25 protein-coding genes and 1 pseudogene are annotated in these 23,567 nt (G+C 71.8%); 18 read left to right on the top strand and 8 right to left on the bottom strand.

Going from position 1 to position 23,567, the window contains the following annotated elements; all coding sequences use genetic code 11:
* From HCN08_RS30390 to mqnP, 7 genes and pseudogenes are all read left to right on the top strand, one after another.
* Positions 1-219 (top strand): annotated as a pseudogene (locus tag HCN08_RS30390) (hypothetical protein); the annotation flags it as partial.
* An 88-nt stretch (positions 220-307) separates the two neighbouring features.
* On the top strand, positions 308-919 hold the full coding sequence (locus HCN08_RS30395) for a TlpA family protein disulfide reductase (RefSeq protein ID WP_167986520.1): 612 nt from the start codon (positions 308-310) through the stop codon (positions 917-919).
* Between the two features lies 1 nt (position 920).
* Positions 921-1,697: a cytochrome c biogenesis CcdA family protein gene (locus tag HCN08_RS30400; protein ID WP_322974783.1), complete on the top strand. Its 777-nt coding sequence runs from the start codon at positions 921-923 to the stop codon at positions 1,695-1,697.
* A gap of 4 nt (positions 1,698-1,701) precedes the next feature.
* Complete coding sequence (resB, locus tag HCN08_RS30405; protein WP_167986521.1) at positions 1,702-3,435, top strand: cytochrome c biogenesis protein ResB; 1,734 nt, start codon at positions 1,702-1,704, stop codon at positions 3,433-3,435.
* The gene (gene ccsB / locus HCN08_RS30410; RefSeq protein ID WP_322974784.1) at positions 3,432-4,538 is read left to right on the top strand and encodes a c-type cytochrome biogenesis protein CcsB; all 1,107 of its coding nucleotides are present in this window, start codon (positions 3,432-3,434) and stop codon (positions 4,536-4,538) included. Before resB ends, ccsB begins: the two co-directional genes overlap by 4 nt.
* Before the next feature lie 36 nt (positions 4,539-4,574).
* Complete coding sequence (locus tag HCN08_RS30415; protein ID WP_167986522.1) at positions 4,575-6,032, top strand: menaquinone biosynthesis decarboxylase; 1,458 nt, start codon at positions 4,575-4,577, stop codon at positions 6,030-6,032.
* On the top strand, positions 6,029-6,955 hold the full coding sequence (mqnP, locus tag HCN08_RS30420; protein ID WP_167986523.1) for a menaquinone biosynthesis prenyltransferase MqnP: 927 nt from the start codon (positions 6,029-6,031) through the stop codon (positions 6,953-6,955). The genes HCN08_RS30415 and mqnP overlap by 4 nt, the downstream gene beginning before the upstream one ends.
* Before the next feature lie 38 nt (positions 6,956-6,993).
* Here the strand turns inward: mqnP and HCN08_RS30425 are convergent, their stop codons facing one another.
* Both HCN08_RS30425 and HCN08_RS30430 read right to left on the bottom strand, forming a co-directional pair.
* Complete coding sequence (locus HCN08_RS30425; RefSeq protein ID WP_167986524.1) at positions 6,994-8,139, bottom strand: hypothetical protein; 1,146 nt, start codon at positions 8,137-8,139, stop codon at positions 6,994-6,996.
* A 163-nt stretch (positions 8,140-8,302) separates the two neighbouring features.
* On the bottom strand, positions 8,303-8,905 hold the full coding sequence (locus tag HCN08_RS30430; RefSeq protein ID WP_167986525.1) for a rhomboid family intramembrane serine protease: 603 nt from the start codon (positions 8,903-8,905) through the stop codon (positions 8,303-8,305).
* 260 nt (positions 8,906-9,165) lie between these two features.
* Here HCN08_RS30430 and HCN08_RS30435 point away from each other — a divergent pair, with 260 nt between their 5' ends.
* From HCN08_RS30435 to HCN08_RS30465, 7 genes are all read left to right on the top strand, one after another.
* Positions 9,166-9,882, top strand: coding sequence for a UbiX family flavin prenyltransferase (locus HCN08_RS30435; protein ID WP_322974790.1), 717 nt, complete (start codon positions 9,166-9,168; stop codon positions 9,880-9,882).
* A 50-nt stretch (positions 9,883-9,932) separates the two neighbouring features.
* Positions 9,933-10,388, top strand: coding sequence for an Lrp/AsnC family transcriptional regulator (locus tag HCN08_RS30440; protein WP_167986527.1), 456 nt, complete (start codon positions 9,933-9,935; stop codon positions 10,386-10,388).
* A 44-nt stretch (positions 10,389-10,432) separates the two neighbouring features.
* Positions 10,433-11,596, top strand: a complete 1,164-nt coding sequence (mqnE, locus tag HCN08_RS30445; RefSeq protein ID WP_167986528.1) for an aminofutalosine synthase MqnE — start codon at positions 10,433-10,435, stop codon at positions 11,594-11,596.
* Between the two features lie 83 nt (positions 11,597-11,679).
* A complete protein-coding gene (locus tag HCN08_RS30450) occupies positions 11,680-12,201 on the top strand; it encodes a GNAT family N-acetyltransferase (protein ID WP_167986529.1) in 522 nt (173 codons plus the stop codon).
* 732 nt (positions 12,202-12,933) lie between these two features.
* The gene (locus HCN08_RS30455; protein WP_167986530.1) at positions 12,934-13,410 is read left to right on the top strand and encodes a hypothetical protein; all 477 of its coding nucleotides are present in this window, start codon (positions 12,934-12,936) and stop codon (positions 13,408-13,410) included.
* Positions 13,411-13,732: 322 nt separating this feature from the next.
* On the top strand, positions 13,733-14,035 hold the full coding sequence (locus HCN08_RS30460) for a DUF4229 domain-containing protein (protein WP_167986531.1): 303 nt from the start codon (positions 13,733-13,735) through the stop codon (positions 14,033-14,035).
* Entirely contained in the window at positions 14,035-14,649 is a 615-nt protein-coding gene (locus tag HCN08_RS30465) for a TetR/AcrR family transcriptional regulator (RefSeq protein WP_167986532.1), read from the top strand. The genes HCN08_RS30460 and HCN08_RS30465 overlap by 1 nt, the downstream gene beginning before the upstream one ends.
* On the opposite strand, the gene HCN08_RS30470 is transcribed toward HCN08_RS30465, so the two are convergent.
* Positions 14,643-15,230 carry a TIGR03086 family metal-binding protein gene (locus HCN08_RS30470; protein WP_167986533.1) on the bottom strand — a complete coding sequence of 196 codons (588 nt, stop codon included), beginning with the start codon at positions 15,228-15,230 and terminating at the stop codon, positions 14,643-14,645. The two genes, HCN08_RS30465 and HCN08_RS30470, sit on opposite strands and share 7 nt — an antisense overlap.
* Positions 15,231-15,279: 49 nt before the next feature.
* On the opposite strand from HCN08_RS30470, the gene HCN08_RS30475 reads away from it, so the two are divergent.
* Positions 15,280-15,738, top strand: a complete 459-nt coding sequence (locus HCN08_RS30475; RefSeq protein ID WP_167986534.1) for a MarR family winged helix-turn-helix transcriptional regulator — start codon at positions 15,280-15,282, stop codon at positions 15,736-15,738.
* Positions 15,739-16,229: 491 nt separating this feature from the next.
* Here the strand turns inward: HCN08_RS30475 and HCN08_RS30480 are convergent, their stop codons facing one another.
* From HCN08_RS30480 to HCN08_RS30490, 3 genes are read right to left on the bottom strand one after another with little or no spacing between them, the layout of a single operon-like run.
* The gene (locus tag HCN08_RS30480; RefSeq protein ID WP_167986535.1) at positions 16,230-17,099 is read right to left on the bottom strand and encodes a helix-turn-helix domain-containing protein; all 870 of its coding nucleotides are present in this window, start codon (positions 17,097-17,099) and stop codon (positions 16,230-16,232) included.
* A 46-nt stretch (positions 17,100-17,145) separates the two neighbouring features.
* Entirely contained in the window at positions 17,146-17,397 is a 252-nt protein-coding gene (locus HCN08_RS30485; protein WP_167986587.1) for a helix-turn-helix transcriptional regulator, read from the bottom strand.
* On the bottom strand, positions 17,378-17,866 hold the full coding sequence (locus tag HCN08_RS30490; protein WP_167986588.1) for an ATP-binding protein: 489 nt from the start codon (positions 17,864-17,866) through the stop codon (positions 17,378-17,380). Before HCN08_RS30490 ends, HCN08_RS30485 begins: the two co-directional genes overlap by 20 nt.
* 427 nt (positions 17,867-18,293) lie before the next feature.
* Between HCN08_RS30490 and HCN08_RS30495 the strand changes: the two genes are divergently transcribed.
* Both HCN08_RS30495 and HCN08_RS30500 read left to right on the top strand, forming a co-directional pair.
* Positions 18,294-19,067 (top strand): GntR family transcriptional regulator, encoded by a 774-nt coding sequence (locus HCN08_RS30495; RefSeq protein WP_167986536.1) that lies wholly within the window; start codon positions 18,294-18,296, stop codon positions 19,065-19,067.
* Positions 19,068-19,092: 25 nt separating this feature from the next.
* Entirely contained in the window at positions 19,093-19,611 is a 519-nt protein-coding gene (locus HCN08_RS30500) for a GNAT family N-acetyltransferase (protein ID WP_167986537.1), read from the top strand.
* A gap of 145 nt (positions 19,612-19,756) precedes the next feature.
* Here HCN08_RS30500 and HCN08_RS30505 read toward each other — a convergent pair whose 3' ends face one another.
* Together HCN08_RS30505 and HCN08_RS30510 are read right to left on the bottom strand one after the other, a co-directional pair.
* The gene (locus HCN08_RS30505) at positions 19,757-20,638 is read right to left on the bottom strand and encodes a MaoC family dehydratase (protein WP_322974785.1); all 882 of its coding nucleotides are present in this window, start codon (positions 20,636-20,638) and stop codon (positions 19,757-19,759) included.
* Position 20,639: 1 nt separating this feature from the next.
* Complete coding sequence (locus HCN08_RS30510; RefSeq protein WP_167986538.1) at positions 20,640-21,908, bottom strand: 3-oxoacyl-ACP reductase; 1,269 nt, start codon at positions 21,906-21,908, stop codon at positions 20,640-20,642.
* A 90-nt stretch (positions 21,909-21,998) separates the two neighbouring features.
* On the opposite strand from HCN08_RS30510, the gene HCN08_RS30515 reads away from it, so the two are divergent.
* On the top strand, positions 21,999-23,339 hold the full coding sequence (locus HCN08_RS30515) for an acetyl-CoA C-acetyltransferase (protein ID WP_167986539.1): 1,341 nt from the start codon (positions 21,999-22,001) through the stop codon (positions 23,337-23,339).
* The last annotated feature ends 228 nt before the right edge of the window (positions 23,340-23,567 follow it).

A 23,567-nucleotide genomic window follows, 5' to 3' on the forward strand; every position in this document is an offset into this window, starting at 1 on the left:
GAGGCGGCGTTCAAGTACATCGCCGCCGCGGGCCACGACGACGTACGGATGGTGTCCTTCCGGCAGTTGGTGGACTGGCTGGACGCGCAGGACCCGGCGGTGCTGGAGCGGCTGCGGTCGCTGGAGGTCGGCCAGAAGCCCTCGCAGGGCTGGAAGGACTTCCTCGCGGCGCCCGCGCCCGCGCCCGGCAAGGCGGTCGCGGGCGCCCCGAGCGCCTGACCCGGTCCTTACTTGGGGCGATTGCCGCTTTTGGTGCCGGTGTCGGGGGTGTGGAAGATCGCCCGAAGGCCCATGCGAAACTTTTCACATGAGTCCTTCCCGCGCCTCCCGGCGCCGCCCGGCGCGCACCGCCGCCGTGCTGGCCGGGGCAGCCGCCGTGGCGCTGTCGCTCAGCGCATGCTCCTCGGGGTCGTCGCCGACCAGCTCGCAAGGCTCGAACTACGTCGACGGCACCGGTGAGATCACCCTGGTCAAGGCCGTCGACCGCAAGCCCGCGCCGGACATCTCCGGCAAGACGGTCAGCGGCGGTCAGACCAGCCTGGCCGCGTACAAGGGCAAGGTCGTCGTCGTCAACATGTGGGGCTCGTGGTGCGACCCCTGCCGCCACGAGGCCCCGCACCTGGCCGAGGTCTCCGCCGCGGACGCCGCCAAGGGCGTGCAGTTCCTCGGCATCAACACCCGCGACCTGACCTTGTCCAACGCCGCCGCCTTCGAGAAGAGCTTCGGGATCACCTACCCGAACCTGTTCGACCCGTACGGCAAGCTGATCCTGAAGTTCCCCAAGGGCAGCGTCAACCCGCAGTCGCTGCCCTCCACGCTGGTCATCGACCGGCAGGGCCGGATCGCCGCGCGCGCCCTCAAGCCGCTCAGCACCCAGGAGCTCAACGAGCTGATCGACCCGATCGTCGCGGAGCAGTGACGTGGTCGGGAACGGCGCACTGACCGTGCTCGCGGTCGACCAGAACCAGACGGTGCTCACCGGGGCACTGCTGGCCGCCATCCCGATCGCCGCCTTCGCCGGGCTCATCTCCTTCTTCTCGCCCTGCGTGCTGCCGCTGGTGCCCGGCTACCTCAGCTACATGACCGGCGTCACCGGCACCGACCTCGGCCAGGCGCGGCGCGGCCGGATGCTGGCCGGCGCGTCGCTGTTCGTGGTCGGCTTCAGCGCCGTCTTCGTCTCCGGCGGCGCGCTGTTCGGCAACTTCGGGCAGACCCTCCAGGTGCACCGGGAGGGCCTCACCCAGATCTTCGGAGCGCTGACCATAGTGCTGGGCCTGGCCTTCATGGGCATGGTCGGCGGCATCACGCAGCGCGAGTTCCGCTTCCACGTCCGCCCCTCGACGGGCCTGGCCGGCGCGCCGCTGCTCGGCGTGCTGTTCGGCCTGGGCTGGACGCCGTGCGTCGGCCCGACGCTCGGCGCCGTCAACGCGCTGGCCTTCAACGACGCGAGCGCGCTGCGCGGCGCGGTGCTGATGGCGTTCTACTGCGCCGGGCTCGGTGTGCCCTTCATCGTGGCGGCCATAGCTTTCCGCCGTACGTTGGGCGCCTTCGGCTGGGTCAAGCGCCACTACGCGTGGGTCGTCAGGACCGGCGGGGCCATGCTCGTGGCGGTCGGCGTCCTGCTGCTCACCGGAGTGTGGGAACACATCACGTACCAGATGCAGATCTGGTCGTCCGGCTTCACCCCAGGGATCTGACCCGATGAGCATCACTGAGAAGACCGAGCGCGACGACCTCGGCGCGGCCGGCGCGCAGCTGAGCACCGCCCCCGCGGACACCCTCGCCGAGGCGCCGGGCCTGGGCGTGCTGGGCTGGCTGCGCTGGATGTGGCGGCAGCTGACCTCGATGCGGGTCGCGCTGATCCTGCTCTTCCTGCTCTCGCTCGCCGCGATCCCCGGCTCCCTGATCCCGCAGCACAACGACCAGCTCAAGGTCGACGCGTTCCGGGCCGAGCACACCACGGTCAGCCCGATCTACGACCGGCTCGGCCTCTTCCACGTCTACAGCTCGCCGTGGTTCGCGGCGATCTACATCCTGCTGTTCGTCTCGCTCGCCGGCTGCATCGTGCCGCGCAGCTGGCAGTTCGTCGGCCAGCTGCGCTCCCGCCCGCCGGCCGCGCCCCGCAACCTCACCCGGCTGCCCGCCTACAGCACCTGGCGCACCGGGTCAAGCCCCGAGCAGGTCGCCGAGGCGGCCCGCAGGGCGCTGCGCGGGCGGCGGTTCCGTACCAGCGTCGCCGGCACGTCGGTCGCCGCCGAGAAGGGCTACCTGCGCGAGTTCGGCAACCTGCTCTTCCACGTCTCGCTGTTCGGCCTGCTCATCGCGTTCGCGCTGACGTCGCTGGAGAAGGCCGAGGGCGGCAAGCTCGTCGTCGAGGGCGACGGCTTTGTCAACAACCTCACGCAGTACGACGACTTCAGCGGCGGCACCCTCTACGGCGCCGACGACCTCCAGCCGTTCGGCTTCCACCTGGACAGCTTCGACTCCAAGTACGCCACCAGCGGCCCGGAGAAGGGCACCGCGCTGCTGTTCCGGGCGAACATCCACTACTACAGCGGCACCGACGACGCGAAGTCGACCAAGGGCGAGATCTCGGTCAACCACCCGCTGAGCATCGGCGGCGAGAAGGTCTACCTGATCTCGCACGGCTACGCGCCCGTCGTCACCATCACCGACGGCAAGGGCAACAAGACGCAGTCGATCGTGCCGTTCCTGCCGCAGGACACCGCGCTGACCTCGATCGGCGTCATCAAGGCGCCCGACGGCGTCGGCAAGGACGGCACGCCCGAGCAGCTGGGCTTCCGCGGCACCTTCACCCCGACCTTCGCCGTCGACAACGTGCGCGGGCCGCACTCGACCTTCCCGACACTGCAGAACCCGGCGCTGATCCTCAACGCCTGGTACGGCGACCTCGGCATGAACCAGCCCGCGGCGCAGAACGTCTACCAGCTCGACACCACGCACCTGAAGCAGTTCACGGACGCCCAGGGCGACCCGCTGTCCGCGGCGCTGCGGCCCGGCCAGACCATGCAGCTGCCGGACGGCGCGGGCAGCCTGCGCTTCGACGGCATCAAGACCTGGGCGAGCTTCACCATCTCCCACCAGTCCGGCAACGAGGGCGCCCTCATCAGCGGGGTCGGCGCGATCCTGGGCCTGCTGGGCTCGCTGTTCATCCAGCGCCGCAGGATCTGGGTGCGCGCGCTGCCGGCGCCCGGCGGCGGCAGCGTCGTCGAGGTGGGCGGGCTCGGCCGCAGCGAGTCCGCGCGGATCGCCGACGAGATCGGCGACGTGGCCGTCCAGCTGCTGCCCGACGCACCCGTCGCCCCGGACACACCGGACACACCGGACACAGCGGGCGCGCCCGAAGAGCCCGAGCACGCCGAGAACCCAGCCGCGACCGACGACGAAACCGACGACGAAGGAGCCCGCGCGTGAACATCGCTGCCGCGGTCAACGAGAACTTCGCGAACTACAGCAACTACCTGATCCGCTCGGCGATGTTCGTCTACGCGCTCGCCTTCCTCGCCCACCTCGCCGAGTGGGTCTTCGGCGGGCGCAGCCGGATCGCGGTGCAGTCCGCCGCGCTCGTCGCCGAGGGCGCCGAGGGCGGCGACACCGGGGCCGCGGACCAGAAGGCCCAACAGGTCACGGTGAAGACCGCGGGCGGCGGCACCGTCACCCTGGAGCGGCCCGCCGTCGTCACCCGCGCCTCCGCCAGCGACCGCGGCATCGCCGACGGCCCCGGCGCGGCCGGCGAGGACGAGCAGGGCGACATGTACGGGCGCATCGCGGTGTCGTTCACCGTGCTGGCCTGGCTGCTGCACGCCGCCGGCGTCGTCTTCCGCGCCGCGTCCGTGCAGCGCGCCCCCTGGGGCAACATGTACGAGTTCTCCACCACCTTCGGCGCGGTCGCCGTGGGCACGTACCTGCTGCTGCTCGTGCTGCGCAAGAACGTCCGCTGGATCGGGCTGTTCCTGACCACGTCGGTGCTGCTGGACCTGGGCCTGGCCACCAGCGTGCTCTACACCAACAGCGAGCAGCTGGTGCCGGCGCTGCACTCGTACTGGCTGTGGATCCACGTCAGTTGCGCGATCATCTCCGGCGCGATCTTCTACCTCGCCGCGGTCGGCACCCTGCTGTTCCTCTTCCGCGACCACTACGAGGTCGCCGTCACCGCGGGCCGGGCGAGCAACGGGCGGTGGGGCGACATCATGCGCCGGCTGCCGTCGGCGGCGAGCCTGGACAAGTTCGCGTACCGGATGAACGCGCTGGTCTTCCCGCTGTGGACGTTCACCATCATCGCCGGCGCGATCTGGGCGCAGGCCGCGTGGGGCCGCTACTGGGGCTGGGACCCCAAGGAGACCTGGGCGTTCATCACATGGGTCGCCTACGCCTGCTACCTGCACGCCCGCGCCACCGCCGGCTGGAAGGGCCGCAAGGCCGCGTATCTCGCGCTGATCGCCTTCGCGTGCTTCCTGTTCAACTACTACGGCGTGAACATCTTCGTCAGCGGCAAGCACTCCTACGCCGGGGTCTGACCCGGGCGCGCGGAGCGGGATGCGAGACTGGGGCCCATGGCTTACGACGATCTCCGCTCGTTCCTGCGCGCGCTGGAGAAGGAGGGCGACCTGCGGCGGATCACCGCCGAGGTCGACCCGTACCTGGAGGTCGGCGAGATCACCGACCGGGTGAACAAGGCCGGCGGCCCCGCGCTGCTCTTCGAGAACGTACGGGGCTCGGCCGCGCCGCTGGCGATGAACGTCTACGGCACCGACCGGCGGCTGCTCAAGGCGCTCGGCCTGAAGGCGTACACCGACATCGGCGACAAGATCGCCGGGCTGCTCAAGCCCGAACTGCCGCACGGCTTCGTCGGGGTGCGGGAGGCCTTCGGCAAGCTCGCCGGGATGGTCCACGTGCCGCCGAAGAAGGTCAAGCCGGGTGACGCGCCCGTGCAGGAGGTCGTCCTGACCGGTGACGACGTCGACCTCGACGCGCTGCCGGCGCTGTTCACCTGGCCGCAGGACGGCGGGTCCTTCTTCAACCTGGGCCTGACCCACACCAAGGACCCCGAGAGCGGGGTGCGCAACCTCGGCCTCTACCGGTTGCAGCGGCACGACCGGCGCACCATCGGCATGCACTGGCAGATCCACAAGGACAGCCGCAACCACTACCAGGTCGCCCAGCGGCGCGGTGAGCGGCTGCCCGTCGCGATCGCCTTCGGCTGCCCGCCCGCCGTCACGTACGCCGCGACCGCCCCGCTGCCCGGCGACATCGACGAATACCTCTTCGCCGGCTTCGTGCAGGGCAAGCGCATCGAGCTGGTGGACTGCAAGACCGTGCCGCTCCAGGTGCCCGCGCACGCCGAGGTCGTCATCGAGGGCTGGCTGGAGCCCGGAAAGACGCTGCCGGAAGGGCCGTTCGGCGACCACACCGGCTTCTACACCCCGCAGGAGCCCTTCCCGGCGCTGACCGTCGACTGTGTGACGATGCGCCGCCGGCCGGTGCTCCAGTCCATCGTGGTGGGCCGGCCGCCGACCGAGGACGGGCCGCTGGGCCGCGCCACCGAGCGGTTCTTCCTGCCGCTGCTGAAGATCATCGTGCCGGACATCGTGGACTACCACCTGCCGGAGGCGGGCGGCTTCCACAACTGCGCGATCGTCTCGATCGACAAGAAGTACCCCAAGCACGCGCAGAAGGTCATGCACGCGGTGTGGGGCGCCCACATGATGTCGCTCACCAAGCTCATCGTGGTCGTCGACGCCGACTGCGACGTCCACGACCTGCACGAGGTCGCCTGGCGGGCGCTGGGCAACACCGACTACTCCCGCGACCTGACCGTCGTGGAAGGACCCGTCGACCACCTCGACCACGCCTCGTACCAGCAGTTCTGGGGCGGCAAGGCCGGGATCGACGCGACCCGCAAACTGCCCGAGGAGGGCTACACGCGGGACGGGGGCTGGCCGGAGATGGTGCTCTCCGACCCGGAGACGGCGGCGAAGGTCGACCGCCGATGGAGGGAGTACGGCCTGTGAGCGCGGACACCGCCACCCCGGACCTGTTCGGACCGCAGCCCAGCCCGCAGCACGGCCGGGTACGGGCCTTCCTGCGGCTGGTGATGATCGAGCACTCGGTCTTCGCGCTGCCCTTCGCCTACATCGCGGCGCTGACCGCGATGTTCCGCGACGACGGGCAGGTGCACTGGGGCGAACTGCTGCTGATCACGCTGGCGATGGTGGGCCTGCGCACCTTCGCGATGGCCTGCAACCGGATCATCGACCGGGAGATCGACGCCCGCAACCCGCGCACCGCGAGCCGCGAACTGGTCACCGGGGCGCTGTCGGTACGGACCGCGTGGACCGGCGCGCTGATCGCCGTCGTGGTCTTCCTGGGCGCCGCCGCGCTGCTCAACCCGCTGTGCCTGGCGCTCGCGCCGGTCGCGGTGGTGCCGATGGTGGTCTACCCCTACGGCAAGCGCTTCACGAACTTCCCGCACGCCATCCTGGGCCTGGCGCAGGCCATGGGCCCGATCGGGGCGTGGCTGGCGGTCACCGGCTCCTGGTCGTGGCAGGCAGTGATACTGGGCCTTGCGGTCGGGGTGTGGATCGGCGGCTTCGACCTGATCTTCGGCTGCCAGGACGTCGCCGCCGACCGGGCGCACGGCGTGAAGTCCGTGCCGGCCCGCTTCGGCATCCCCGCCGCCCTCTACGGGGCCCGCGCCAGCCATGTCGTCACCACGGCGCTGCTGGTCTGGTACGGGGCCGCGACCGGCGCGGGCGGCCTGTGGTGGACGGGCCTCGCGGTCGTCGCCGGCGCCTTCCTCTACGAGCACTCCATCGTCCGGCCGCACGACCTGAGCCGGCTGAACCGGGCCTTCTTCACCGTCAACGGCGTCATCGGCATCACGCTGTTCGTCTTCGCGCTGGCCGACCTGCTCGCGCGCGGCCTCGGCGGCTGACACCCGCCGGCCGGGGCCGCGCGCGGGCGGCGGTCCGGTCAGGCGTCGTCGTCGCCGCCCAGGCCGCCGAGCTGCGCCATGACCAGGCCGACCAGATCCTGCGGGTTGAGCGGCTGGGCGCCCTTGGGCGCCTCGACCGGGGCGGCGCCGCCGTCCAGCGACATGTCCAGCGGCAGCTTGCCGTGGACGGTGTCGTCGAGCTGCGCCATGTCGAGGGTGATGTGGGAGAGCGTGCCGTCCTTGATGGCCAGGTCCAGATCCACCGGCTTGTCCGGCACGTCCTGGAGGTCCTTGGACATGCGGCCGGGCAGCTGCCCGGCGAGCGAGCCGAGGCCCCCTTCCAGGTCCTTGACCAGGGTGCGGGCCGGGATGGTCGCCTTGACGTGGTCGGCGCCGTCGTGGGAGCCGAGGTCGGTGAGCTTGGCGTCCCGGGTGAGCGACTGCTGGAGCGGGGCGAGTAGCTGGGCCAGCGTCTTGTCGGCCAGGTCGGTGGGCAGGCCGGTCGGCAGGCCCGAGGGCAGGCCGAGGCCGTCCAGCGGTGAGCCGGCGCCGTCGTCGGAGGAGCCATCGGAGCCGGTGTCGCCGGAGCCCGTGTCGTCCTTGCCCAGCGTCTTGAAGAACTCGCCGAACGCCTCGGGGTCGACGGACACCCAGCCGCCCTTCGCGAGCGCCTTGACCGACGCGAAGGAGGACGGCATCGAGTCGACTGAGGCCAGCAGGTCGTTGATGTCGGAGAGCTCGGAATTGTCCGGGTCGAGGGACGCGATGCCCTTCAGGTCCACCTGGAGGTAGACCTTCTGGCCGACCGAGCGCACACCGGCCAGCGGCTTGCCGCCCTTGCCGTTCGAGGCCCCCGAGAGGACCTGGAGGCCGACGCTGCTGCCCTTGTCCTTGCTCTTGAGCTCCGCGAGCGGCTTGTCGGAGCTGAAGCCGGCCTTGACGCTCAGCCCGGCGAGCATCTTGGCGTCGGCGAGCTCGAAGTCGTCCTCGTCCTTCATGGCCGCGTAGATCTGCTGCGCGGTGGCGTCGAAGGACAGGCCGAGCGTGACGGACTTCTGCTCGCCGAGCTTGGTGAAGGCGTTGCTGACCTTCCCCTGCGGGGTACTGGGCTCGTCGCTGCCGCATGCGGCGGCCCCGGCGGTTATCAGCGCCACCACTCCGGCGGCGGCGAGACCCTTGCGCATGGTGTTGATGTCGAACTCCTCGGTCGCCGCGGCGCAATTCCGTACGCGCCGGCTTTACGGAAACTTGGCAGAAGACTATCTGTGGAGCCGCTGTGGGCTCCTGTGGGTATTCCGGCCGGCCCGCGGTGCTCCCGGCTGCCGGAACCCGGCAGCCGGCGCGGTGTCAGGAACGCAGGGCCACCGAGCGGTCGCGGAAGAGGAACGCCGCGACGACCCCGCCGACCAGGCCGAACAGATGCGCCTGCCACGACACCCCCGTCGCGGTCGGCAGCACGCCCCACAGGATCGACCCGTAGAGCACGCCCACGACCAGACCCACGATCACGTCCAGCGCCCGGCGGTCCACGAAGCCGCGGATCACCAGATAACCGAACAGGCCGAAGATGAGCCCGGACGCGCCGAGGGTGACGCTGTGCGCGGGCGATATCAGCCACACGCCGAGCCCGCTGATCACCGTGATCGTCAGCGCGACCGCCAGATAGCGGGCGATGCCGCCGAGCGCAGCGATGAAGCCCAGCACCAGCAACGGCAGGCTGTTGGACGCCAGATGCGAATAGCCGACGTGCAGGAACGCCGCCGGGACGATGTCCAGCAGCTCACCGGTCTTGCGCGGGGTGATCCCGTAGGTGTCCAGCCGCTGGCCGCTGAGCGCGTTGACGATCTCGATGGCCCACAGCAGCGCGAGCCAGCCGATCATCAGCAGCGCCGCGGCGGCGACCCGCCCGCCGGCCCGTACCGGGGCGAGCAGCGAACCCGGCACGCTCATCCGCGATCCGCCGGATCGGCCCGTGGTGCTTCCGTACGCCACCGAGAACCCCCTGCTGCCACGACGACCCCCCCGATCGATGCGCGTGCCCTTCACCACAGAAGACGCCCGGCCGGCGCACAGGGTTCCCGGCGCGGCGGTCCGGCGCCCGTCCGGTTACGCTTCGGCGCGTGAGCGAGGCGGAGGACACGGCGGCCGGCGGCACCGGGGAGGGCGGGCCCGGCGGCCGTACGCGCCCCCGTACGCCCTGGGTCGTCGGGGTGTCCGGGGCCTCGGGGACGCCGTACGCGGCGGCGGTCGTGCGCGGGCTGCTCGCGGCCGGCGAGGACGTGGACCTCGTCGTCAGCCGGGCCGCCCGGCTCACCCTGCTGGACGAGACCGGCGGGCCCTTCCGCGACGCCCACTGGCGCACCGACCTGGCCCGCGTCCTGGCCCGCGGCGCCGACGGCACCCCCGACGCCCACCCGGCGCAGGACCTGGCGCGGGTACGGCACTGGCCGGCCGGCGACCTGGCCGCCGGGCCGTCCTCCGGCTCGTACCCGGCCAAGGGCATGCTCGTCGTGCCGGCCAGCACCGCGTGCGTGGCCGGGGTGGCGCTGGGGCTGTCCAAGGACCTGCTCCAGCGGGCCGCGAGCGTCACGCTCAAGGAGCGCAGGCCGCTGGTCGTCGCGGTGCGCGAGACCCCGCTGAACGGCCAGACGCTGCGTCACCTGGTCGCGCTGGACGACGCCGGGGCCGTGGTGCTGCCGGCCTCGCCGGCCTTCTACACCGGCGCCCGGTACATCCAGGACCTGGTCGACTTCGTCGCCGGGCGGGTGCTGGACGCGGCGGGCGTGCCGCACGCGCTGTACCGGCGGTGGGAGGGCGGCCTCGGGCAGACCGGGCCCGCGTCCGGGGAGGGCTCCGGGCCGGCGGGTCCCGGGCAAAATGGGCCCGGGCAGGCAGATGCGCAGGGCGCGGGCCCGTCCATGCCTTAGATTCGTGTCCAGACAGCGCAGTCGCGGCACGAACAGGAGGGTCCCCCCTGATGGACGCGGTGGACAGACAGCTCATCCAGGCGTTGCGTGAGAACGGCCGGGCGTCGTACGCGGAACTGGGCCGGCTGGTGGGGCTGTCCGGCCCCAGCGTCACCGATCGCATCAACCGGCTGGAGCAGGCCGGCGTCATCACCGGCTACCGCGCCACCGTCGCCCCCGCCGCGCTCGGCCTCGGCGTCACCGCGCTCGTCGGCCTGCAGCTCAGCGACGCCGCCGACCACGAGGACGTCGCCACCCGGCTGCGCGACCTCGACGAGATCGAGGACTGCTGGTTCATCGCCGGCGACGACTCGTACATGCTCAAGGTCAGGGTCGGCGACGTGGACGGCCTGGAGCACACCATCCGCCGGCTGTCCGGCACCAAGGGCGTGGCCCGCACCCGTACCACGATCGTGCTGTCGACCAAGTGGGAGAACCGGGTCGGGGCGCTGCCCGAGGAAGTCTGAGCGTAGGGTCGAAGGCGATCGACCCCGGGCAGGAGGAGAAGCGCATGGACGCGGGGCTCAAGCGGGAGCTGGAGCAGAAGGTCTACGCAGGTGAGCGGCTGACCCGTGAGGACGGCATCGCCCTCTACGAGTCCGACGACCTGGCGTGGCTGGGCGGGCTCGCGCACCATGTGCGCACGCAGAAGAACGGTGACGTGGTCCACTTCAACGTCAACCGGCACCTGAACATGACGAACGTGTGCACCGCCTCGTGCGCGTACTGCTCCTTCCAGCGCAAGCCGGGCGAGAAGGACGCGTACACGATGCGCATCGAGGAGGCCGTGCGCCTGGCCAAGGCGATGGAGGGCGACAACCTCACCGAGCTGCACATCGTCAACGGCCTGCACCCGACGCTGCCCTGGCGCTACTACCCGCGCTCGCTCAAGGCCCTCAAGGAGGCCCTGCCGCAGGTCTCGCTCAAGGCGTTCACCGCCACCGAGATCCACCACTTCGAGACGATCTCCGGGATGTCCGCCTCCGACATCCTCGACGAACTCATCGACGCGGGGCTGGAGTCGCTGACCGGCGGCGGCGCGGAGATCTTCGACTGGGAGGTGCGCCGGCACATCGTGGACCACCGCACCCACTGGGAGGACTGGTCCCGCATCCACCGCCTGGCGCACTCCAAGGGCCTCAAGACGCCCTCGACGATGCTCTACGGCCACATCGAGGAGCCCCGGCACCGGGTCGACCACGTGCTGCGGCTGCGCGAACTGCAGGACGAGACCGGCGGCTTCCAGGTCTTCATCCCGCTGCGCTACCAGCACGACTTCGTGGACATGAAGGACGGCAAGATCCGCAACCGCCTCCAGGCGCGGACGACGATGGCGACCGGCGCGGAGGCGCTCAAGACGTTCGCGGTGTCGCGGCTGCTGTTCGACAACGTGCCGCACGTGAAGGTCTTCTGGGTGATGCACGGCCTGTCCACCGCGCAACTCGCCCTCAACCACGGGGCGGACGACATGGACGGCTCGGTCGTCGAGTACAAGATCACGCATGACGCGGACGACTTCGGCACGCCCAACAAGCTCACCCGCGACGACATCCTGGAGCTCATCCGGGACGCCGGCTTCCGGCCGGTGGAGCGCAACACGCGCTACGAGATCATCCGCGAGTACCCGGGGCCGGACGGGGAGCGGCGCGAGTCGCCGCAGCCGATGCGGGTGTGAGTTCTGCTACGGCCGCGTGGCGCGGCCGGTGGTGTGAGGCGGCTCACGGGGATGCGGCTCGGCGTAATGGCTAGTGTTGTGCCATGACCCTTACGTGCGAGCTGGACCCCGTCCTCGACGAGGAGGTCCGCGAGGGCGTCCTCGCGCTGTGGACGGACGTCTCCAACGCCGACGGCGCGGTCGGTTTCGTGCCGCCCGTCACGCCCGAGGACATCCGCCCCACCTTCGAGGACTCCCTCGCCGAGGTCGCCGCGGGCCGCCGCCGGCTCATCCTCGGCCGCGACGAGGACGGCCGCATCGCCGCGACCGCCTTCCTGGCGTACAACGAGCACCGCCTCATGACGCACTGGCTGTGGCTCTACACGCTGATGGTCCACCCCCGCCACCAGGGCCGCGGCTACGGCCGCACCCTGATGTCCGCGGTCGAGCGGACCGCCCGCACCTTCCCCGGCATCGAGGCGATCCGCCTCACCTGCCGCGGCGGCACGGGCGTCGACACCTTCTACGCCGCCTGCGGCTACAAGGAGGTCGGCCGCGTCCCGTCCGCCATCCGCGTCCGCCCGGGCGACGACCGCGACGACATCATCATGCTCCTGACCCTCTGACCCCTCGGCAGCGGCTGCGCCGCGGGGCAGCAAACCAGGGGGTGCGGGGCTGTGCCTGACGTGCGGCTGGCGCCGCGTGGGCGCGCCCCAGCCCACCACGGCCCGCGCGTCGTCACCGTCCGAAAAAGGCTGTTCGGTGCGTTCCGGACCACCGGCCGGTGACCGGTTGCGCGCGTCGTTCCCCGCGCCCCTGGGGGGCGCTTTCTGCGTTGCCGATGTCCGGGCCGAGCCCAGAGCTACCGGATCACCGGCGTTGCCCTCAGAGCTGCGAGGCGATGGTGTGCATCAGGTCGAGGGATTTCCCGGGTGGTAGGGCGATGCGTTGGATGTGGTCGAGGTGGAGGCGGAAGGCGGTCAGATGGGCTCGGGTGTGGTGGAGGTCGTCGGCCGCCGGGGTGCGGTCTGCCAGGACGGTGTCCAGGCGGGCGACGCGGGTTTCGACTTCCGGTTCGGTGAGGGCCGGGACGGCGGCGCGGAAGAGGGCGCGGGCGTAGAAGCAACGCGCCCTACTGCAACTCGACCTGGCCGCAGGACACTTCGGGAGCGGGCGTCTGGAGCTCGCTTACTTCCTCGCGACCCAAGCTGTGGAAACCGGGCTACGGTACCGATCAGGACGGGTCGTCGAGCGTGCACGGACCTTCCGCCGCCTGTACACGTCGATGACTCCTCCCAAGGCGGTCCGGGACTTTGACGACCGCCTGCATGGCGCCTACCTGTGAGCAAGGACATCGAATGCGCATCGGGATAACCGGACACCGCGGGTTGCCAGAAGGAACCGCCACCCTGGTCCAGTCGGAGATCAGCCGTATCGTCAGCAGTTACCAGCCCGTCGAACTCATTGGTGTCTCGTGCATCGCGGACGGCCCGGACGCATGGTTCGCACGCGCTGTACTCGATCACGGCGGCCACCTTGAAGTGGTGATTCCTGCTGAGGACTACCGAAGCGTCCTCCCCGATTGGCATCACGCGACGTACGACGCCCTTCTCAGTCGAGCGTCAGAGATCCACATGACAGGTCTGACCGCAGCCGACAACCACGCGTTCATGGCAGCCAGCGAGATCCTGGTGGGCCTGGTAGACGAACTCATCGCCGTTTGGGACGGCCAGCTTGCTCGCGGTTACGGCGGGACCGCTGATGTTGTCCGCTACGCGGAGAACGTGGGAGTGCCGGTTCGGGTCGTGTGGCCCGATGGGGCCGCACGGGACTGACCGGTTTCATGCCAGCCGGAGAGCCTATCTCCTGCCGGTACTGCCCACGCCACCCTCGCTTTGGCTGGGCGCCAGATTCCTCAGGGCAGCTAGGTCATTTCTGCTGGTCAGAGCGCCTTTGTGCCGGTAAGATCGAGTTAGTCTTTAGACGAAGTCCCCCCGGGGAACTGCGCGACCAGCTGAAGGGGACCGGCACATAGCCACCGGGGCCAAGGGGTGCCCCCTGCCGCCCCGCCCACCGACAGAACCGGAACCCCCCAAAAGCCGCGAGGGGGCGCCCCCCGAGGCACGGCCCGGTGGGGCCGCGTGCTTCACTGGGAGCATGCTTCGGTACACCGCCCTGCGCTTCGGCCTCATCGTCGCCAGCTTCGGTGTCATCTGGGGCCTGGTCCGGCTGCGTATCCTGCCGGCCGGGCTCGGTGACTCGAACTACCTCTGGGTCGCCCTGCTGGCCCTCATCGTGTCCGCCCCGCTCAGCTGGGTGCTGCTGCGCAACGTGCGCGAGCAGGCCGCGCTCACCGTCTCGCAGAAGGTGGAGCGCACCCGGCTGAACCTCGCCGCGAACGCGCAGCAGGAGGACGCGGTGGACGACGCCGCGAGGGACGGCGCCGCGCACACCGCCTGATGCCCGCGGCGGGCGGCAAGCGCGTGCCGCGGGCCGTACGGGAGCGGCAGATGCTGGACGCCGCCGTCGCGGTCTTCGCCCGGCGCGGTTTCCGTGCCGCCTCGATGGACGAGATCGCCGAGGCGGCGGGCGTGAGCAAGCCGCTGGTGTATCTGTACCTCAACTCCAAGGAAGACCTCTTCACCGCCTGCATCCGCCGTGAGGCGGACGCCCTGACCGCCGCGGTGCGCGACGCGGTAGAGGCCGGCGCGCCGCCGGAGCGGCAGCTGTGGGGCGGGCTGCTGGGTTTCTTCGAGCACACCGCCGCGCATCCCGACGGCTGGACGGTGCTCTACAGCCAGGCCCGCACGGTCGGTGAGCCCTTCGCCGCGGAGGTCGCGTCGCTGCGGGCGCGGATCGTCGACTTCGCCGCCGGGCTGATCGCCGCGGCCTGCGGGGGCGCGCCGGGTGCGCCGGAGGTGGCCGCGTACGCCTACGCCCTGGTCGGCGCGGCGGAATCCCTCGCGGGGTGGGCGGCGACGGCGCCGGGACCCGTACCCGCGGGGCGCGAACTGGCCGCGTCCCTCATGACGTTCGCGTGGTCGGGGCTGTCGCGGGCGGTGCCGGCTCAGTAGTCCTCCGGCCGCGGCGTACGGCCCAGGGTGCCGAGGATGCGGGCGAGCGGGCCGGCGTCCCCGGGCACGGGGACCGCGCCGGCGAAGGCGGGGGAGGCCGGCGGGACGGCGCGCGCGAGCGGCAGCACGGCGTCGGGCAGGTCGGGGCCCGGGTCGAAGGGCAGGTCGAGGGTCGCGGCGACGTCCCAGGCGTGGACGAGGTAGTCGAGCAGGTGGAAGCCGATCGCCTGTCCGGCGGGGAAGGGCGTCCGGGTGCCGAACTCCGGGAGGACGAGCCCCTGCTGCGCGTCGGTGAGGTGTGCGAACGCGGCGGTCACGTCCTCGGCGGCGGCCTCGTACGCCGTGACGGGCGTGGCGGTCGCCACGACGGCCCAGGCCGCGGCCTCGGCGCCGGCCCCCCGCGCGGCGGCGGCGAACCCGCGGTGCTGGGCCGTCATGTGCCCGAGCAGCTCCGCGAGGTCCCAGCCGGCGCAGGGAGTGGGGCGGTGCAGATCGGCTACGGTCGACTGCCGGACGAGGTCGCGGCTCAGGCGTACCGCCTGGGCGTCGAGCGCTCGGACCCGGTCGAGATTCGTAGGCATGTGCTTATCGTCTGCCCGCGCATATCATCTGTCAAGGGAGCTTTTACGGATGGCCGCCGCACGTGAGCCCCGCAGGGACCTCGCCGCCATGCTCGTCCCCCTCGGCCGCGCCCTCACCGCGGCCGAGCTGCCGCTGCTCGCCGAGCACGGCCTGAGCATGTGGGCGTACGCCGTGCTGCTCCGCCTGGAGGCGGAACCCCTGCGCAGCCAGGCCGCTCTCGCGGAGTCCATCGGCGCGGACAAGACCCGGATCATCGAGGTGCTCACCGCGCTCGAATCCCGCGGCCTCATCAGCCGCACCCCCGACCCCGCGGACCGCCGCGTCCGCCTCCTCGCCCTCACCCCGGAGGGCTCCCGCGTCCGCGACGCCGCGCAATCCGCGATCCAGTCCCGCGAGGACCGCCTCCTCGCGCATTACCTCCCCCCCACCCAACGCACCCCCTTCCTCACCGCCCTGGCCACCCTCTCCGCCCTCCCCCCGGAATCCCTGACCGACCCCGACCTCTGACGCTACGTCTGCGCCGCAGGGTGCTTTTCATGGCGCGGGGCTGCGTTTGCTGCGCGGCTGCCGCCGCGTGGGCGCGCCCGGTCTGGCGCTGCGTCTGCGCCGGACGGTGATACCCAGGGGCGCGGGGAACTGCGCGACAAGCCAGTGACCGGCGTGCAGGTCGCCACCGTCTGAAAGGGGCTGTTCGGTGCGTTCCGGACCACCAGTCGGTGGGTGGTTGCGCGCGCAGTTCCCCGCGCCTCTGAAGAGCACCCTGCGGCGCGGCGGCAGCCTCAGCCGGGTTGGCGTCGGCATGGCGCCGGACGGTGACACCCAGGGGCGCGGGGAACTGCGCGACCAGCCCACCACGGCCGGCGGGTCGTCACCGTCCGGAAGGGGCTGTTCGGTGCGATCCGGACCACCGGCCGGTGACCGGTTGCGCGTCGTTCCCCGCGCCCCTGGGGGGCGCTTTCTGCGTTGTAGATGTCCGGGCCGTTCCCAGAGCTACCGGATCACCGGCGTTGCCCTGGGAGTTGGGAGGCGATGGTGTGTATCAGGTCGAGGGTTTTTGCGGGTGGTAGGGCGATGTGTCGGATGTGGTCGAGGTGGAGGTGGTAGGTGGTCAGGTGGGCTTGGGTGTGGTGGAGGTCGTCGGGCGCCGGGGTGCGGTGTGCCAGGACGGTGTCGAGGCGGGCGACTGGGGCGTGGGCGTAGAGCACGGCTTGGCCTGGGGTGGGGTGGGCGCCGGCGGTGAAGGGGATGGCCTGGAGCGTGACGTTGTCGCGTTCGGCGGCGGTCGTCAGGCGGCGCAGTTGGGCGCGGAGCACAGCGGGGCCGCCTACCTGGGTACGCAGCGCGCTTTCGTGGACGAGGAATTCGCAGGGTGGGGCGTCGGGGCGGTCGAGGGCCCTGTGGCGTTGTACGCGGTGGGCGACGCGGGCTTCGACTTCCGGTTCGGTGAGGGCCGGGACGGCGGCGCGGAAGAGGGCGCGGGCGTAGTCCTCGGTCTGGAGCTGGTCGGGCATGTGTGTTGTCGTGCTGACCCGCAGGCCGCGGGCGTGCCATTCCAGCTCGGCGATGTCGAGGAATGCCTGGGGCAGGAGATTGCGGAAGTCCTCCCACCAGCCGCGCGTGCGGTCGCTGCACATGGCCAGGAGCGCGTCGGTCAGCGGCGGGTCGGTGGACCCGTACGCGGAGGCGATACGTCGTAGGCGCTGCGGGCTGACGCCGTGGCGGCCGGCCTCGGTGCTGGAGATCACCGTCCGCGTGGTGTCCAGCAGCGCCGCGGCCTGCTCGGTGGAAAGCCCCGCCTCCACGCGCAACGCGCGCAGCTCCGCGCCCAGGCGCCGCTGGCGTGCGCTCGGATTACTCCTCGGCGGCACAGGGATCCCCTCCTGCGTGTCTCTCGTGTCGTGCGGGCGGGGGCGCCTATGGGGCGCCGTGACGCTTGCGTTCCAGAACGACGATCGGGCAGTTCAGCGCGGCAGCGATCCTGAGAAGGTTCGCCGGAGTCGCGCTCCGCCACCCCGACTCGATCTCGCCCATCAACTGCTCGGAGATCCCTACGCACTCGGCAAGTGCCCGCTTGGTCAGACCCGCCTTCTCCCGGGCCCACGTGACAGCCTCCGGCTCATGGTTCAGCGTGAGCGGACGCGTCCGCCTACGGCCGTGCGCCGTCATCACGGATCAGCCCATCCCGCCCACCGTGCACCAACTCGGCCCCGTCGCCGACATCACCGCACTCCGCCCACACCAACTTGCCCACGCCCGCACGACCGGCGACTCCCCAACGGCCACCCGTCAGGACGTCCACCAGGGCAAGGCCACGACCGGACTCCTCACACCCGGACACCCGCCGCAATTGCGGCTCGGCCTCGCCGGCATCGTGCACCTCGATCCGCACACCGCCCCTGCGGCGCTCGAACCGCGTCTCGATGTGACGCCCCCGCGGCTCCCCCGCATGCCGAACCGCATTGCCGAAAAGCTCGGAAAGCACCAGCACCGCGGAGTCCGTCACATCGTCCGGCATGCCCCACTTCAGCAAGTGGAACCACAGGTCATCGCGGGCCCGCCGGGCATTCCTCGGGTCGTGCGTCCACCGACGGGCGACCACATCAGGACCCGCGGGGGCGTTCGGCACGGGCAGCATCACCGCGACTCCCCCTGAACCCCCAGGCCCGCCACAAAGGGCCGCACCACAGGAGAACGGCGCGCCCGCCCCGCAGACACGTCGTACTCAGGAACGAGCGCAGGCGCGCACACCGTACGCTCGCCGGCCGGCAGTTCACCGTGCCTGGCACGGTACCTGCCGACATCCAGCGGCCGACGCCGTAACCCCGTCGCATGAATCAATCGGACGATAGTCTGAATCACTGTCAGCGCTCCTCATAGCGTTGGCCATGCCCCCGGATCGGTCGCACGGTCGCGGGGGTCCTGGCACGACCTGGGGCGGCGGCTTGCTCAGCGGTAAGGTGCCGCCCCAACTGGCTTGAGCCACCTGGTGGCTTGAGCCAGTTGACCACGGGCGATTCGACCGCGTCAAGCGACTGGCTTGAGCCAGTTGCTATGCTCGCCTCATGACCTCGCCCGACACCCCTTCCGCGCAGCCGGCCAGTAGGCGTATCGCTCAGGCACTCCGATCGGCGATCGAGCGCGGCGAACTGTCTGCCGGAGACAAGCTCCCCTCCGAGCGGGTCTTGGCAGAGCAGTACGGAGCAGCCCGGAACACCGCCCGCGAGGCCGTCCGGCTCCTTGCGGAACAAGGGCTTGTCACCGCGCGCCACGGGCGCGGCGTCTTCGTTCGCGCACCCCAGCGCCTCTTCCGCTTCGGCAGTGACCGCTACTCCCGCAAGAACCGCGAGACCGGCCTCACGCCGTTTCGGCTGGAGGCCCAGCGCCAGGGAAAGACCGCGCGGATCGAGGTACTCGGCATCACTCGGGAAGTGCCTCCGCCCGACATAGCGGAGCGCCTCAAGGTTCCCAGCGACGACGAGAGCGTCGTGCACCGGGAGAACCACTACTTCGCAGACGATGACCCGGTTCAGATCGTCTCGACCTATCTCCGATGGGACGAAGCACAAGGAACCCTGTTGATGCAACCGAAGACGGGTCCCCATGGGATCTACGGTCGCCTCGAAGAGCTGGGCCATACCATGACCCGCGTACGCGACGAGATCAGCGCGAGGATGCCGACTCCGCGCGAAGCCGCGCTCCTTGATCTTCCGCCCGGCGTGCCGGTGCTCGAAGTGCTGCACACGAGCTTGGATCAAGAGCTGGAACCCTTCGAGGTTTCTCGGTACGTGCACCGCGCCGACCGGACCGGCCTTCTCTACGAACTGCCCGTCGAATGAATCACCCTGCGTACTGGAGGGTTCTGTGACCGGCCTCATCGTTCGTACCATCCGGAATGCCGACGTTCCCGGGGCAGCGGCTGCGCTGGTAGAAGTACATGCGACCGATGGCTACCCGGTCGAGGGCGTGGCGCAGCCGACGGAATGGATCTGCTCACCTGCCACTGCGCAGGCCTGGGTCGCAGAGGTCAATGAGCGGATCGTGGGACATGTAGCAGTCCTGCACCCACGTGGAGAGGACGCCGTCACGCTCTGGCTTGCGCGAGGTGGCGGCGAAAACGCTCACGTCGGTGTTCTCGCGCGTCTCTACGTCGTACGCGAAGCCCGTGGGCGCGCCGTGGGTGAAACGCTGATGCGAACAGCCATGGACTACGCCCGACAACGCGACATGCGCCTGGTCCTCGACGTAATGACCAAGGACGTCGGCGCTATACGCCTTTACGAGCGGCTGGGTTGGCAGCGGATCGGCCAAGCAGTTCACCGGTACGGGGATGGCCAGCAGGCCGCCGCTATTTGCTACGTCTCACCGGCTCAGCAGGCTTAGGCCAGATCCGTGGCCGAACTCGGCGTGCGGGTCGTCGCCGTCCGGAAGGGGCTGTTCGGGGCGTTGCGGGCCGCCGGTCGGTGGGTGGGTTGCGCGCGCCCCCTGGAGAGCACCGTGCGGCGCAGGCGCGGGCTTTGGGGAGGGGCTAGGCGGACATCGTGCCCCTGACGTGGGTGCCCAGGGGGGAGCGGAGCTCGAAGGTGGAGGCGGCGGTGGCGTATTCGACCGTCGAGGGGAGGAGGACCGCGCGGTGGAAGGTCGCGTGGAGGGATGTGGCCTCGGGGCGCTGCGCAGCAGCTTGCGCGGCGGTGCACATGCCGTGGGCGATCGCGCGGGGGAAGCCGAAGGGGCGGGCGGTCAGGGGGGAGAGGTGGATGGGGTTGAAGTCACCCGTCACGCGGGCGTAGCGGCGGCCGAGCGCCGCGTCCAACTGCCAGGTGGCCACCGTCGGGAGCGGGCTGCCGGGCCCGGCGTCGGAGGGGGCCGGGGCAGCCGGCTCAGGCACGCCGGGCTCGGGCGTCGGGCGGTCGGGCGTTGGGGGCTCCGGCGTTGGGGGGTCAGGCGTTGGGGGGTCAGGCGGTTTGTGGCGGGAGAGGTAGGTGCTGGTCGAGTGCCAGATGAGCTCGCCGGCGAGGGTGGCCTCCGTCACGAGGGTCACCTCCGTGCCGCGGGGGTGCGGGCGCAGGCCCTGCGTAGAGACGTGGAGGTCCGGGCGGTCCGTCGCTGGGAGGGGAGCGCGTGCCGTGATCGTCAGGCTCGTGTGGACCAGGCCCAGCAGCGGGAGGGGGAAGGACCTCGCGGACATCAGGCGCGCGGCCAGCGGGAAGGCCAGGACGTGCGGGTACGTCAGGGGGAGCGCGGGGCCGGGCGGGAAGCCGCAGACGCGGGCGTACGCGGCGAGCCGCGCGGGGTCGACGCGGACCGCCCGGCGGGTCAGCCGGGCCGGGGCCAGGCGCATCGCGGGGGAGGGGCGCTTCGCCAGGCCCGTGAGGGCGCCGCGGCCGAGCGTCAGCAGCAGGGGCGCCACGTCAGGCGCCCAGCAGCGACTGGCCGCACACCCGCACGACCTGCCCGTTCACCCCGCCGGACGCCGCGTCCGCGAGCCACCCCACCGTCTCGGCGACGTCGACCGGCAACCCGCCCTGCCCGAGCGAGTTCATCCGCCGCCCCGCCTCCCGGACAACGACGGGCACCGCCGCCGTCATCGCCGTCTCGATGAAGCCGGGCGCGACCGCGTTCGCGGTGATGCCGCGCCCGCGCACCTCGCCGTCCGCGGCCAGCGCCCGTACCCACCCGATGATCCCGGCCTTGGACGCCGCGTAGTTGGTCTGCCCGACGTTGCCGGCGATTCCGGCGATCGAGGCGGTGCCGACGATACGGCCGTGGTCCCGCAGTGTCCCGGCCTTCAGCAGCGCGGCGGTCGTGCGCAGCACCGCCCCGAGGTTGACGTCGACGACCGTGTCGAACCGCTCCGCGGGCATGTTCGCGAGCTTGCGGTCGCGCGTGATGCCGGCGTTGTGGACGAGCACGTCGAGGCCGTCCGGCAGCGCGGCGGCGAGCCGTTCGCCCGCGTCGTCCGCGGTGATGTCCAGGGTGAGGGCGCGCCCGCCGAGCCGGGCGGCGACCGCCGCGAGCGCCTCGCCGGCCTGCGGGACGTCGAGCAGGACGACGTCCGCGCCGCCGCGTACCAGCGTCTCGGCGACCGCCGCGCCGATGCCGCGGGCGGCGCCGGTGACCAGGGCGGTACGCGGCCCGGCCGCCGCCGGGACCTCCGGCGCCGGCCCGACCTCGACGACCTGCCCGCTGACGTACGCCGAGCGCGGCGAGAGCAGGAAGTCCAGCGCGCTGCCGGGGACGGCGCCGGGCGCGAGGCGCAGCAGGTTGACGGTGCCGCCGCGGCCGATCTCCTTGCCGAGCGAGCGCGTGAAGCCCTCCAGCGCCTGGTGCGTCGCCGCGTGCGCGAGGCCGCCGTCCTGGGGGCGGGCGCCCAGCAGCACGATCCGGCCGCAGGGGGCGAGGGAGCGGGCGAGCGGGTGCAGCGTGGCGTGGAGTCCGTGCAGGTCGGCGGGCTCGGCGAGGGCGGTGGCGTCCACGACGACCCCGCCGTACGGCTCCCCGGTCGGCGCGGGCGCGGGCGCCGGCGCCGGCTCGCCGGCGGTGAGCCGGAGGACCGGGCCGGGCAGCTCGGGCGTACCCGCGGACCAGCGGCGCAACGGGGTGGGCAGGGGGAGGCCGAGGCGGCGGGCGACGAAGCGGCCGGGTCCGGTGCCGGTGAGGCGGAGATAGCGGTCGGCCATTGGCCTTCTCCTTACTCTGGAGTAAGTTTACCGCCGGTAAGGCTACTGGTGCGTCACGCAGATCGGAAGTTCGGAAGATCGGGAGAGCTCATGCCCGCCACGCCCGCCACGCCCGCCGCCCACCCCGTACCGACCCCTGTACCGACCCTCGCCCCCGCCGTCCGCCGGGTCGCCGTCCTCGCCGGCAACCGCATCCCCTTCGCCCGCGCGGACGGCCCGTACGCGACCGCCTCCAACCAGGACATGCTCACCGCCGCGCTCGACGGCCTCGCCGAGCGGGCGGGCATCGCCGGCGAGAGAGTGGGCGAGTTCGCCGCCGGCGCGGTCCTCAAGCACAGCCGGGACTTCAACCTCGCGCGCGAGACCGTGCTCGGCTCCGTCCTCGACCCGGCGACGCCCGCGTACGACGTCCAGCAGGCGTGCGGCACCGGGCTCCAGGCGGTGTTCGCGGTCGCCGCGAAGATCGCGCTCGGCGTCATCGACAGCGGGATCGCCGGCGGCGCCGACACCGCGAGCGACGCGCCGCTCGGCGTCAACGACCAACTGCGGCGTACGCTGCTCGCCGCCCGCCGCGCGAAGACCCTCGGGGCGCGGGCCCGGGCGCTCGCCGGGGTGCGGCCCCGGCACATCGTGCCCGACATGCCGCGCAACGCGGAGCCGCGCACGGGGCTCTCGATGGGCGAGCACGCGGCGCTCACCGCCGCGCAGTGGGGCATCACCCGCGAGGCGCAGGACGAGTTGGCCGCCGCGAGCCACCGGCGGCTCGCCGCCGCGTACGACCGGGGCTTCTTCGCGCCGCTGGTCACGCCGTACCGCGGGCTCACCCGCGACCAGAACCTGCGGCCCGACTCCACGCCCGAGAAGCTCGCGAAGCTCCGGCCCGTCTACGGCGGGCCCGAGGGCACGATGACCGCGGGGAACTCGACGCCGCTCACGGACGGCGCGGCGGTGGTGCTGCTCGGTACGGAGGAGTGGGCCGCGGCGCACGGGCTGGAACCGCTCGCGTACGTCACGGCGTACGAGACGGCGGCGGTCGACTTCGCCTCCGGGGCGGAGGGGCTGCTCATGGCGCCGGCCTATGCGGTGCCGCGCATGCTCGCCCGAGCGGGGCTCGGGCTCGGTGACTTCGGCTACTACGAGATCCATGAGGCGTTCGCCTCGCAGGTGCTGGCCACGCTGGCGGCGTGGGAGGACAAGGACTTCTGCGCCTCGCGCCTGGGCCTGGACGCCCCCCTCGGCACGGTGGACCGCGCCCGCCTCAACGTCGCGGGCTCCTCCCTGGCCACGGGCCACCCCTTCGCCGCGACCGGCCCCCGCATCGTCGCCACCCTCGCCCACCACCTCGCCACCCACCCCTCCCCCACCCGCGGCCTCCTCTCCCTCTGCACAGCCGGCGGCCAGGGCTCCGCCCTGATCCTCACCACCCCATGAGCCGCAACTTGCGCTGCGGGGTGCTTTTCAGGGTGGTGGCCGCCCGGCGTCGAGGTCGCCCTCCCGGCCGGGGCCTCGCGGCTGCGCCGCGGGGTGCTTTTCGGGGGCGCGGGGCTGTGTTTGCTGCGCGGCTGCCGCCGCGTGGGCGCGATCCGCGCCGCGGGGTGCTTTTCGGGGGCGCGGGGAACTGCGCGGCCAGCCGTATGCGGCCCGCAGGTCGTCACCGTC

Origin of the sequence: Actinacidiphila epipremni, from assembly GCF_012034175.1 — a bacterium.
Classification (GTDB): Bacteria; Actinomycetota; Actinomycetes; order Streptomycetales; family Streptomycetaceae; genus Actinacidiphila; species Actinacidiphila epipremni.